The 12,319-nt window shown below is 64.4% G+C and carries 10 protein-coding genes; 5 read left to right on the forward strand and 5 right to left on the reverse strand.

Annotated elements, in window-relative coordinates:
• Nucleotides 1-16 precede the first annotated feature (16 nt).
• Nucleotides 17-793 (reverse strand): lipoate--protein ligase family protein, encoded by a 777-nt coding sequence (locus ACZ5B4_RS15260; protein WP_464912095.1) that lies wholly within the window; start codon nucleotides 791-793, stop codon nucleotides 17-19.
• Nucleotides 794-1,138: 345 nt separating this feature from the next.
• On the opposite strand from ACZ5B4_RS15260, the gene ACZ5B4_RS15265 reads away from it, so the two are divergent.
• The gene (locus tag ACZ5B4_RS15265) at nucleotides 1,139-2,278 is read left to right on the forward strand and encodes a HEAT repeat domain-containing protein (RefSeq protein ID WP_464912096.1); all 1,140 of its coding nucleotides are present in this window, start codon (nucleotides 1,139-1,141) and stop codon (nucleotides 2,276-2,278) included.
• Between the two features lie 24 nt (nucleotides 2,279-2,302).
• Here ACZ5B4_RS15265 and aroH read toward each other — a convergent pair whose 3' ends face one another.
• The gene (gene aroH, locus ACZ5B4_RS15270) at nucleotides 2,303-2,797 is read right to left on the reverse strand and encodes a chorismate mutase (RefSeq protein WP_464912097.1); all 495 of its coding nucleotides are present in this window, start codon (nucleotides 2,795-2,797) and stop codon (nucleotides 2,303-2,305) included.
• Nucleotides 2,798-2,917: 120 nt separating this feature from the next.
• A complete protein-coding gene (locus ACZ5B4_RS15275; RefSeq protein WP_464912098.1) occupies nucleotides 2,918-5,008 on the reverse strand; it encodes a tetratricopeptide repeat protein in 2,091 nt (696 codons plus the stop codon).
• A gap of 380 nt (nucleotides 5,009-5,388) precedes the next feature.
• Between ACZ5B4_RS15275 and ACZ5B4_RS15280 the strand changes: the two genes are divergently transcribed.
• From ACZ5B4_RS15280 to ACZ5B4_RS15295, 4 genes are all read left to right on the forward strand, one after another.
• Nucleotides 5,389-6,861: a Gfo/Idh/MocA family protein gene (locus tag ACZ5B4_RS15280; RefSeq protein ID WP_464912099.1), complete on the forward strand. Its 1,473-nt coding sequence runs from the start codon at nucleotides 5,389-5,391 to the stop codon at nucleotides 6,859-6,861.
• A gap of 642 nt (nucleotides 6,862-7,503) precedes the next feature.
• Complete coding sequence (locus ACZ5B4_RS15285; RefSeq protein ID WP_464912100.1) at nucleotides 7,504-7,683, forward strand: hypothetical protein; 180 nt, start codon at nucleotides 7,504-7,506, stop codon at nucleotides 7,681-7,683.
• A 123-nt stretch (nucleotides 7,684-7,806) separates the two neighbouring features.
• On the forward strand, nucleotides 7,807-9,240 hold the full coding sequence (gene miaB / locus ACZ5B4_RS15290) for a tRNA (N6-isopentenyl adenosine(37)-C2)-methylthiotransferase MiaB (protein WP_464912101.1): 1,434 nt from the start codon (nucleotides 7,807-7,809) through the stop codon (nucleotides 9,238-9,240).
• A 59-nt stretch (nucleotides 9,241-9,299) separates the two neighbouring features.
• Nucleotides 9,300-10,121, forward strand: a complete 822-nt coding sequence (locus ACZ5B4_RS15295) for a protein-L-isoaspartate(D-aspartate) O-methyltransferase (protein ID WP_464912102.1) — start codon at nucleotides 9,300-9,302, stop codon at nucleotides 10,119-10,121.
• Between the two features lie 91 nt (nucleotides 10,122-10,212).
• Here ACZ5B4_RS15295 and ACZ5B4_RS15300 read toward each other — a convergent pair whose 3' ends face one another.
• Together ACZ5B4_RS15300 and ACZ5B4_RS15305 are read right to left on the reverse strand one after the other, a co-directional pair.
• Nucleotides 10,213-10,560, reverse strand: coding sequence for a hypothetical protein (locus ACZ5B4_RS15300; protein ID WP_464912103.1), 348 nt, complete (start codon nucleotides 10,558-10,560; stop codon nucleotides 10,213-10,215).
• 601 nt (nucleotides 10,561-11,161) lie between these two features.
• Nucleotides 11,162-12,079 carry a phosphatidate cytidylyltransferase gene (locus ACZ5B4_RS15305; RefSeq protein ID WP_464912104.1) on the reverse strand — a complete coding sequence of 306 codons (918 nt, stop codon included), beginning with the start codon at nucleotides 12,077-12,079 and terminating at the stop codon, nucleotides 11,162-11,164.
• Between the last annotated feature and the right edge of the window lie 240 nt (nucleotides 12,080-12,319).

Here is a 12,319-nt window from a genome sequence, read left to right on the forward strand (position 1 = left end):
CGCGAACGAAGCGACGTTAGCGCTCGAAGTGCCAAGCCGGGTCGCGATAGCGGGGGAGGACGGCCTGCAATTCGGCCAGAGGCGGATCACGGAGAGGTTCCCAGGCGTTCCAGGCCGATTGCAGCGCCCGGCAAATCGCCGCCCGATCCAGCGGCAGATTGCAAAGGAAGTCGGCGTGGTGGCGCTGCCCGCGATAGTCCGGCCGGCGGGGCGGCATCGCCAGCAATTCGCCGACCAGCGCAATGTCGAAGTCGTAAAGCACGGTGCCGTGATAAAGAATCCAGTCCCTGCGGCAACGAAGGCTGTTGCCGGAGAACTTGCGCGGGGCGAAGTCTCGGGCCGGTTCCCTCCCGGGAGCGGCCGTTGCGGAATTCTCAGCGAAGGTGGGGTCTCGGGCCAAGTCGCTGATACCCGCCCGAACCACGCCCGGCACGTGGACCGCCAGGGCGGCCGCGATGGGATCCAGGACCGCGGCATGCATGCGATCCGGCTGCCGGGGCAAATCTGCGGAGAGGGGCAGGACCAAGGTGTACATCCAGCAGCCGGGGCCGATCACGACGGCCGCCCCGCCGCTGCATCGCCGCATCACGGGAACGTTGCGACGCCGGCAGCAATCGAGGCGGACCTCCTCGGCGACCCGGGAGGCACGCCCCACCACCACCGCCGGTAGGGACCATTCCCAAACGCGGAGCACCGCTCCCGCGCCGCGACCTTTCTCGGCCGCCTCCAGCAAGGCCTCATCCAAGGCCAGGTTCTCCTCCACGGTAGGCAAAGTCGCGTCCAGGAATTGCATACTCGATGGTGCTCCGATGGGTGGCCGATCCCCTTTCAGACCGCCTCCCCGATTCCGCATCGCGTCCCGGAGGTCAGTTCCGCTTGGCCGGTGAGCCGGGCGGCAACCACGCGCCAAGCGCATCCCCGCCGGGCCGTCGCGGTGCGAGCCGCGGGCGGGCGCAATCACACTTGCGCCAGGATTCGCTATTTAATCCGGATTTTTTGACTTGACAGTGCGGCGGCAACAATCAACAATACTCCAGCAATGATGCCACGGCGTCTGTTCCGCGGGCCGATTCATTTTCGGCGAAGGGGAAGGCGCGGGGCGTTTGACCTCCGAAGATACCATAGGAGGACCTTTTCCATGGTACGCGACGATCGGGCCGTCGGCGTCTCTTCTTCAGTGGGGCAAGCGGCGGGCACGGAATCCGTCTCCGGGCCGCATTTCGTCTCCGGTTCCGCGGCCGAGACCGGCGAGCCGCTCCGACCTTCTCCGCATCGTACCGGTGACGAAGAGGCCGGCGGGGGAAAACAGCCGAACCTCGTTACCCCTTCGATTTCGTGGCTCTTGTTCTCCCGAATCGTGTTCCCGGGCATTTTTCTCGTCTCGGCCGCGGCGGTGTTGCTGACGGTGCGCGAGATCGTCACGCCGCACTTGGACATGCCGAAAATCTTGAGCGACCTCGAGCTGGGCGGCATGGCCCGGGCCGACGCCTTGACGCAAGTCCACGGAGCGATTCTCGATCCCCGCTACCGTGACTTGAAGACCGATCCCGAGCTGGCGGAGTCGCTGATCCGCATCTTGGAGACGGAACTGCGTCAACCGATTGTGGGCGGTCCGGAGTTCGCCGTGGTCTATCGGGCCCAACTTTGCCGCCTGGTGCGGGAGTTGGACACGCCGCGGACGGTACCCGTTCTCCTCATCGCCGCGGAGTGCCGCGTCGCGGATTCGCCGCAGATGGACTCGCCCATCCGGAGTGCCGCCTTGGAAGGCGTGGTGATGGCCTTGGAGCGCCACGGCGCGAATTGCGTTCGCTCGGTGCCGGACGGCGTCGCAGCCCTTTGCCGCGCGGCGAAGGATCCCGTTCCGCCGGTCCGGGCGGCCGCCGCTGCCGCCCTGGGATATATCGGCGGAGACGGCGTCTGCGGCCTGCTGCGGGAAATGCTGCACGACGATACCGAGGTGGTGCGTTACAACGCAGCCATCGCGTTGGCGTATGCGGGCCACGATTCGGGGCTGGATACGCTCCACGAGTTCCTCCGCAGCGAGAACGTTCGTAACCTGGCCGCCACCGGCTCCACCGACTCCGTGATCGGCGCCCGCACGTGCAAGCTGCTGCATCGCTCGCTCAACGCCCTGGATCGACTCTCGGATCGCTCGACCGACCGACGCTTGAGCATCCTGCACCCGGCCATGGAAGATCTTTGCCTGAGTCGGGCACCGGAGGAGGTGCGCACGCTGGCCATGCGGGTGGATTTGAAGATTCAGCGTCTCCACCGCTGACGCCTCCGCGGCGAAGCGACGCAGCTACGAAGGCTTTTGCTCGGAGGAAGCCGCTCGCGAATCCGACCGCGACGACGTCCGCGCGCTCGGCTGCGGCGTGGGGTTCAGGTGCGATTGGATCCACCGTTCCAGTTCGTCCCAGTCCACGGGCGGCAAACTGGAGAGGTCGGGCCGCAAGCGCTCCGCGTCCCGCAGGTAGACGTGGATGATCTGGTCGGCGGGTTTGTCGGTGTTCCAATGGATCAGAATCCGGACGCAGCGTCCGATGGCGCCGGGGACGGCCATTTCGTGGCCGCACAAAAGGGCGGCCTGCATCCACCCCAATTGCCGCGCCGCCAGGGCCGGGAATTCCGCCGTCAGATCCGGCGTGGTGGTAAAGATGACGCTGGCGACGTCGCGTTCCTCGATCCCGTTTTGGCGGATCATCATGGCCAGCAAGAGGCGCGTACCCTCCAGGATGGCCTCCGGCGTATTCGCGTCCACGGTGATCGCACCTCGAACTCCCCGGCACTGCTGCATCGGCACGACCTTCTGTTAGCTGGAGCTTGGCAAGCGCATTCGCTTCCGCCGGCAAGACCGAGCCGGCGCGGCGCGGAGCATCCGCCCGCAAAGCGACCCCCGGCGCAAAGTTCCCGTCACTCAATCCTGGCCGGGAATCCACAGCTTGGATTTCGATTCGCCTGGTGGGGCGGCGGGCGCGGTCTCGCCGTCGGGCGTCCATAGCCCCGGCGACGCCGGCGGTGCCGCCCGACCCGCTTCCCGGTCCCTCGACTGCGACGCAAGGGCTTGGAATAGGGATTGCAGCCACTCGCGGATGATCGGTTCGTCCCCGTGTTGCCCGGCCAAGTGTTCCAGCTCGGCTTGGGCCTCTCCGTCTTCCAGGCCGCTTGACCGGAGAAGCTCAAGATGGAACAAGCCGTGGGGGACTTTGTGCTCCTCGGCGAAGGCGACGGCCTCATCTCGCAATCGCCTGCCCGCCTCGGCGGTCTCCGCCTGCTGCAACAACAGGCGATAGGCTTCGAACACGATCTCCACCGGCAGCCGCTCCCGGCGAGCCACCGCCTCCTCGGCAAAGCGTCGCGCCGCTTCGCTCGCGCCGAGGAGAATCGCGTCGTAGCAATACGCCGCGACGTCTTCGTCGCTCAAGGCGGCACGATCCACGCGAGCCGCCACCGGTAAAGGTACGCGCAAATTGCCCTCCATCAAGGCCGAACTTCGCGGGACGCCGTCTTGCAGATTCCACTCGGTCTTCAATTCATCCAAAGCCTCGTCGAGTTCCTGGGAGTCGAACTCCCGCATCCACTCGATCACGGCCTTGAGGGCGCGGCGTTTGTCCGGCTCGGACGCCGCCTGGCGCGGCGTCCGGTCCTCGAGGGCCTTGTTCGGTCGATCCGCCCAGACTTGCAGCAGGCGGCGGAACGTCTCCACGAGCTTCTCCCGGGGAGCGGTCTGCAAGACGTACGAAAACGTCAAGACCAATTGCGATCTCCGTCCGTGAACGACGCGCGAAGGCTCGGGCAACTCTCGTTCGCCCAACCATTGCCGCGCCAAATCCTCGACCAAACTCGCATCACTGCTCGAGACATTGCTGAAATGGAGTCGAGCGTCGCGGTCCGTCTGCCGACCGAAGTATGCAAGAATGGCGACGATTTCGTGCTTCAAATCCGTCGGCAGAGGCCACTCCGTCGATTCCAACTCGCGGCGGAAAACGATGGCGACCAGCTCCGGCGGGGGACCGCCGTCGGGACCGGCGGCCGCGGCGTCGCGATCCAAGACCTTGATCCGGCGATCGGACAGGATCGCATCTTTGATTCCCGCCGGATCCGGAAGCGAGTACGTCAAATCGAGATTGTCCTCGGCGTCGCCCCAGGGATCCTTCTTGAGCTGATAGGAGAGAATCTTGGCGGTGACGGCCATGTCTTCGTCGGTCGTCAAATCGCTGTAGCGGAGAAGGCTTTCCCCGGCCGTCACGTAATCCGCTTGCCACAAGCTGCACATCCCAAGAAGGTACCAAGGCAAGGCCGCTTCCGGCTTGGCTTGGATCCAGTCTCGCAAGACGCGGCGGGCCTCCGTCAGTCGGCCCCCATTCACTGCCGCCGCCGCCGCACGGTATTCCGGCGCGGCATCTTCCGGCACGTTGATGGGGAGGAACGCCGGCGGCTCGCGCAGTAGCAAGGGTTGCTCCACATTTCCCGTCAATTGTCGCTTGAGCACGAGGATTTCCCGGCCCAGGGAGGGAAGGTGCATCTCCACCCAAGTAATCCAGTACATGGCCGACGGCACCTCGCCAAGCTCGGTCAGCCGTCGCATCAGCAGGAGCATGGCCTCGATTTGCCGGGGGGCCAGGGGCGCCTTGGCGCTCACGGAGGCGTGAAGGCTTTGCTCGAGGACCGGCAGGGCCGTCCTTGGGTCATCTTGGAGGGCCAGGGTAATGACCCGTTCGGCCAGGGCCACGGGGTTGTCCGGAAAACGGGAGAAGAATTCCTCGGCCGCCGTCAGGGCGCCCGTCAAATTGCCGCTCGCTCGCTCCAGCACCGTCTTGTACGTCCACAGGCAGGCGCGATCGGGCTGCTTCGCCAACAATTGATCCACCAATTGCAGAGCCGCCCGAAATTGCTCCCCCTCGATCAGCCGGCTGATTTTCTCCAAGTCCTGCCAGTTATTCGGGCAACAGAACTTGATTTTCTTCCCTGTTCCGGCGGGACAATAGTTGTAAACGTCGAGCGACATCAGGAAATCTCTTAATGTATGGGAACGCTCAAAAAAGCGCGACCGGATCCCGATGACCCGATCCGGCAAAAACACGGTCGCCGCGATGTCCCCCCAGGGCGATTCCCCACGAAGAATCGCGAACATCTTGCTGCCGCAAAACCCCCTCGCCGCGTCACGACCCTTGATTCTATCAAATTGCGGTCGCCCACGGGAGGTTCGGCGGAGCGCCGCCCGCCGTAAACCGGCGATGTCGCAGCTTCGGGCCGGTCAATCCAAAGGGTTGAAACGGCCGAATCGCCGGTCTATCATGGCGATGCATCGACGAAGCTCGGCGGGCTGCCGCCGTCCGCACGGAGAGCGTGTGCCTGCCATACTTGCCTTCCCTAAGAGGTGTTTTTATGTCTCCGCGAGTCTCGTTTAAGCGGCTTTCGCGCCGTGCGTTCGTGCAGGAAAGCATCCTGGGCATGATGGCGGCGAGCGCCTGGAGCGGTCGGGTTTTCGCCGAAGCGTCGGCCGGTCCGAGCGGTCCGACGTCGCCCAACGAAAAGCTCAGCGTGGCCGTGTTGGGCGTGCGTGGTCGCGGCCAGGATCATGCCCAAGCCTACGCCTCCCGAAGCGATTGCACGGTGGCGTACTTCTGCGACCCGGATCGCGAGATCGGACAGAGCTACGCGGACCGCTTCGCCGCGCGATTCGGTTATCGCCCCAAATTCGTGACCGATATGCGGGAAATTTTCGCGGATGCCTCGGTGGACGCGGTCTCCATCGCCACGCCGAACCATTGGCACGCCTTGGCGGCGGTCTGGGCGATTCAGGCCGGTAAACACGTGTACGTCGAAAAACCGGTCAGCCACAACGTCAGCGAAGGTCGGCGCATCGTTCAAGCCGCCCGAAAATACGGCAAGCTCTGCCAAGGAGGCACGCAACGCCGCTCGGACGGCGTGTTCCGCGATGCTCGGGCATTGGTCGAAAAAATCGGCCCGGTCCGCGTCGTCCGCTGCGTCATGTACCGTCAGCGGAACCCAATCGGTCCGCCGGGCGACTACCCCGTGCCGCCCAGCGTGGATTACAACCTTTGGGCCGGACCGGCGCCCATGGCCAAGGTCACGCGGCGATCCTTCCACTACGATTGGCACTGGTTCTGGGACTTCGGAAACGGCGAGATCGGCAATAATTGCGTCCATGCCGTGGACACCGCCCGCATCATCGTCGCCATGCCGGACCTCGGCAAGAGCGTGCTTTGCTACGGAGGCCGGCCGGGCTTCCACGACGCCGGCGAAACGCCCAATACGCAGGTCTCGATTCACGATCTGGGCGAGCTGACGCTGGTCCAGGAGGTGCGCAACTTCAAGACGCCGCCGCCCTTCCTCGGCGGGACCGTGTTGGTGGTCGGCGAGGACGGCTACGTCGCCACCTCCATGGGGAATCGCGTCACACGCTTCGACAAAGACGGCAAAGAGGTCGAGACCATCACCGGGACGTCGGTGGATCACTTCGGCAATTTCGTCGAGGCGGTCAAGGCCGGCAAACCCGAGATGCTGCACGCCGACATTGAGGAGGTCCACATCTCCTCCGCCTTCACGCACCTGGCGAACGTGTCTTACCGATTGGGGCGCCCGGCGGATCATGCCTCGCTCCATGCCGCTTTGGAAAAGATCGCTTGCCACGAGGACGCGCAGGCCACGCTGGAGGCCATCGAGTCGCACTTGCGAGAAAACGGCGTCGATACGGCGGCGGAACCTCTGACGCTGGGGCGCTCGCTGACCTTCGATCCGGCGGCCGAACGCTTCGTGGACGACGCCGATGCCGACGCCCTGCTGACCCGCCGGTACCGTGAGCCGTTCGTCATGCCGTCGGCCGACGAGCTTTGACCCGCCGAATCCGCTTGCTTCGCCGGACGCGGACGCAATGTATGGAGTCCCGCGCTCCAACTCGGCCGAAATCGACGCGAATTCCTTCCGTTTTCGTGGCGATTTGGCACGGCTTATGCATCGAATAATTACCGGTCGGCGGAAGACGTCGGCTGAGAATCTCTGACAACCCGAGGTTGCGTTTGCCATCGTCGGGCACGGAACAGAGAAGAGGTTTCCTTTTTGAGGCCGGTACTTGGAAGAGGTCCCTAGCTTTAGGGCTGTGTCGGGCTCCCCAACACGCGAAGCTCTCCTCTGAACACGAGGACCCACCCGACGGCCCAACACGACCGGCCTCCAATTGAGCAGGCGAGCTGACTCTTGTTGCCCGAGCAAGACAGCTCGCCTGTATCATTTCAATACAGCAAAATAATACACCTGATCTGCAAAAGAGCACTCTTTCGGGGTAATCGATCTCTGCAATTGGCTCTATTCCCGATAATGCTTCCCCCGCGGCCGTGTGTTTCTTGGAATCAGCACTCGCGTTTTTGCCGCATTTCTCCCTAGAATATCCAAAAGGCGGGGCGACCGTACGGCCGCAGTTCGCGGCGGGGCTTAACGCTGCGGAATTCGCACGCAACCCGTCATCCGGAGGGCGCCTGCATGGACGGCTGGGACATTGCAATTTGGACGGGCGGGGCCGCAGCAGCCGTTTTGATTCTGGTCCGGATGATGCGGGCCGCACGGGAGCGGTACGTCCTGTATTACGAAGAGCAGGCCCGCCAGGCCGCCGCGAAAAACGCGCCGAACACCGCGGAATCGGATGGCGACGGGGCCGCCTGAGTATTACCGTTCTCGAAGACACGATTCGCCGGAGACGCAGTCATCATCGACCCCTAGGCCCGTCGCGGAATTCGGTTTCCGCCGGCGGGCGAGATTCCATTCGTTAAAGTCGTCGTATCGCCAATGACCAAACGCTTTTTCCTGGAAACCGTCGGCTGCCAGATGAACGTGCTCGACAGCGAGCTGGCGGCCGCGGCCTTGTTGCAGGCCGGCTACCGCCGCACGTTCGAGCGGCGGCATGCCGACATCATCCTCTTCAACACGTGCAGCGTCCGCCAACATGCCGAGGACAAGATCTATAGCGCGCTGGGGCGTCTCAAACACCTCAAGGAGCAGCGGCCGGACAAGCTGATCGGCGTCTTAGGCTGCATGGCGCAGAAGGATCAAGAGGCGATTTTGCGGCGGGCTCCCCATGTGGACTTGATCGTGGGGCCGGGACAAATCGGCAGCCTGGTGTCGCTGATCGAAGAGCGTCAAAAGAACCAGGAGCCGCGGATCGCGGTGGCTCTGCCGAGGCGGGGACATCGGCGTGAGACGGTCGCGCAGTCTTTCACCCTCTACGACCCGGATCGGGTGAGCGAGGCGCGCTCGCAGCGTCATCGGGCGATGGTCCGCGTCATGTTGGGGTGCGACAAGTTCTGCACGTATTGTATCGTGCCCAGCGTCCGCGGTCCGGAGCAGAGCCGGCCGGCCGCCGATATCACGGCCGAGGTCCGGCTGCTGGCCGAGCAAGGCTGCCGCGAGATCACGCTGCTGGGGCAGACGGTCAACAGTTATCGAAGCGAGGAGAACGGGCGGCACTTCCGCCTGTCCGATCTGCTGGAGCGGGTGGCGGAGGTGGACGGCATTCGCCGCATCCGGTTTGTGACCAACTATCCCCGCGACATGACGCCCGATCTGTTGCAGGCGGTCCGCGATCTGCCCAAGGTCTGCCCGTACCTGCACGTGCCGGCCCAGTCCGGATCGAACGCGGTGCTCAAGCGGATGAAGCGGGGCTACACGGCGGAACAGTATCGCGAGATGCTGGCCGCCGTCCGCGAGGCGCTGCCCGGCGCGGCAGTGACGAGCGATTTCATCGTGGGCTTCTGCGGGGAGACGGAAGGGGATTTCGAGGCCACGTTGCGGCTGACGGAAGAGGCGCGATTCAAGAACAGCTTCATCTTCAAGTACAGTCCGCGGCCCGGCACCAAGGCCTATGAGCTTTTCCCGGACGACGTCCCGGAGGAGGTCAAACGGCGGCGCAACCACGAGCTTCTGGGGTTGCAAAACCGCATCAGCGAGGAAGATAACCGTCGTTTCGTGGGCGAGACGGTGGAGGTGTTGATCGACGGCCCGAGCAAGGCCGCGGGCGGAAACGCCTCCGCCGACAGGGACGCCCGTGCAGCCGCTCGTTCCGGAGCGAACGGCGAAAAGTTACAATTGACGGGTCGGACGCCTTGCGACCGCATCGTGGTTTTCGACGGCGAGGCGAGCTGGATCGGACGGTTCGCCCGAGTTCAAGTCGATCGCGTCAGCGCGGTGACCCTTTTCGGCACGGCGGTCTCCGTCGAGTCTTGAGCGCGCGGGGACGTGTCCGCCGAGTCGTCCCGGGCCGAGAGTGAGGGGAGGGCCGGGCCATGGATTCCCGCACGGTGGTGCTCGCGGCAAGCGTCGTGGCGGTCCCGGCCGCCGCGGCGGTAGCCATATTTCTTTGGAGGGCCGTCGATCGTATGTCCGCGGACCGGGAAGAGATCGAACCGGCGAAGGCGCCCGCCGGGGCGGAGCCGGCGACTGCCCGCGATTCCCGCGACGCCAACGACGGTTTTCTCGCCGCGCGGCGGAGCATGGTGGAGGAGCAATTGGCGGCCCGCGATATCCGCGATCCCCGTGTCTTGGAGGCCATGCTCCGCGTCCCTCGCCATCGATTCGTGCCCGAAAACGTCCGGAACGAAGCCTACGCCGACCACCCCTTGCCGATCGGTCATGGGCAAACGATCTCGCAACCGTACATCGTGGCTTTGATGACGCAGGCGGCGGCCCCGCACGCCGAGGCCCGCGCGCTGGACGTAGGCACGGGATCGGGCTATCAGGCCGCCGTGTTGGCCGAGTTGTGCCGCGAGGTCTATTCCATCGAGATCCTGGAACCGCTGGCCGTGGAGGCCGAGGAAAGGCTCAGGCAGCTCGGCTATCGGAACGTTACGGTCCGCGTGGGGGACGGTTACCAGGGTTGGCCGGAGAAGGCGCCCTTCGATCTCATCCTCGTGGCCGCCGCGCCCGACCACGTGCCGCCGCCGCTGATCGAGCAATTGGCCCCCGGGGGGCGCTTGGTGATTCCCGTGGGCGATGCCAGGCAAGAGCTGCTGCTGATCGTCAAAGGCGAGGACGGCGTCGTTCGTCGGGACTCCATCGCACCCGTGATGTTCGTGCCGATGACCGGCGAGTCGCTTCGGAAGAAGTGACGATCGGGCCGGGCGCCGGAAGGGAGGACCGCGCTCCATCGTGGCCGAGTGCCTGGACGGGGGGAAGGTCCGGCTTCGCGATGCCCGAAGCTCAAAACTTGGGATAGCTGCCCGCCAGACCGATGTAGGTACGGCAATAGGGGCAAATGCGGGTCTCGGCCAAGACCTCGCGGTTGCACTTCTCGCAGATTTTCTTGGGTGGTCGCGGCGCGGCCTCCGGGCCGGACACGCGGTGCATCACTTCGGCGGCATCCGCTTCGGACTTGCCGGAAGCCGGGCCGAGCAGTTCCAGGATTTCGTCCTCGGAAAGATTGTCACGGGGCTTTTCCGGTACCTTCATCCGGACGCCGCATACGGGGCATAAACCCCATTTGCCGGCAAATTCATCCTTGACCCGCAACTTGTGACCGTTCGGGCAAACCACGTCGATCGGCGGCATGTTCGTCCTCCTCGACTCGCGGCTTACGCATATCAACGAGCCGACTTGCTTGGCCTCTTCTCAGACGTCCATGCTCCGCGGCATCATCAACCGAAATGGAATTCCAGTATCCCTCGCTCGTTCTGCCCGACGTTCGTGTGTCCCTCGCCATCCCTCTAGCAGCGACGGCGGTCCTGCCGTCCTCACCGCGGCTTGGTCGCGGCGTTTCCCCAATGCTTCATTGCGCCGAACCGATTCGGCGCTTGCGGGATCGTGACGGGCCGTGGGGGGGCAATGCCTTTAGGAGGGACTTGCGCTGAAGCCTGGTCGCCTTCATCTGGATAAACACCGCAACGGCGTCCAAGGTTCGGTAGCCGGCGAAATCCGCGATTGCGTCGGACCACCCCCCGGCGCTCGGCGCCACCCACATCCGCCATAATTCATGGTAACCACCCGGGCGGGTCGATGCCACAGCATTTTTCGCCGCCGGTCAACCACCCTTTAGAGTGGATGGATTTTCCATGTTGGATGGAGGCTCCGCCGTAACGCAGGCGGCTTCCGGCTTGCTGCCGCAGTTGGGAGTTGGGGCAAGTCGGGTAAAATGCTCGCGGCTGAAAGAAGGTTAGTTCAGCCAACCGAACAGCCAGAAGACGTAGGCGACGGGTGCCGCCATCAAGGCCGAATCGATCAGATCCAACGCACCGCCCAGGCCCGGCACGAGGCGGCTGGAGTCTTTTTGACGGGCATCGCGTTTGATCAGCGATTCCGCCAAGTCGCCGATCATTCCCGCCACGGCCAGGATCACTCCGTAGGCAAGCATGGGAAACCAATGCGGAATGCCGGACCTCAAACCCAATTGCGGCAGCAACCAGTGGAAACTGATGAAGGCACCGACGATACCGAAGAGAATGGCGCCGACGGCCCCTTCCAAGGTCTTTCCCGGACTGAGGCGAGGCGCCAACCGGTGCGTTCCGAACAGCCTTCCCACCGCGTACGCGCCGGTATCGCCCAACTTGACGACCATCAGCAGGGAAACCAGGGCGTCCAATCCGAAGGCCACTCTCAACTGCACGAGAAAGCCGGCCAGCACGCCGATGTAGCAGACGGCGAAGACCGCCCCGGCGATGTTGACGGTAGCCCCGCCGGGCGCGCGATAGCGCTGCATTTCGACGAGGAAGGCCAGGAAGACGGTGACCGCCACCGCCACCAGCGTGGCCAAGCTGCTGACGGCGGCCAAGTCCCATGCGCGGGCCAAGCGATCGGGGTGCGTCGTTTCCCAGTGAATCCAAAACAGCCCCATGCCCCAAGCCGTTCCGACGGTCAAGAGGTTTCCCATGTGCACGACGCCGGCGGCCGGAAAGACGCGATTTTCGCGGCACAGGAAAATAATTTCGTTTCCGCCCAGCAACACGAAACCGACCAGCACGGGAAAAAGAAAGATGCCCGGCATACCGACGGCCCGATAGTCGAGCCAACAGAGGACCAAAAGAACGCCGGCTAAGAGCGAGCCGAAAACCAGGCGTTGGAGCAGAGTGGCCATGTGCGGCGGCTTCTCCCGGGAATGCCACATGAGGAAACACCCCATATTCGCCTACGGCCGCCGATTCGGCAAGATGGGCACGCCCGCAGCCTGCGCCGCCGCCGGCTCACGCGAACGGCTCGTGCTCGAGCGTTGGGCCGTGCGCGCTGTGAACCCGCCGACAAGCCGCCGGCGGACTTGGGCAGGGCAACGCAACCGCCCGGCCCAAACGAACCGTGGTCGCCCCGCGATGGGCGGCGC

Source organism: Thermogutta hypogea (genome assembly GCF_055386265.1).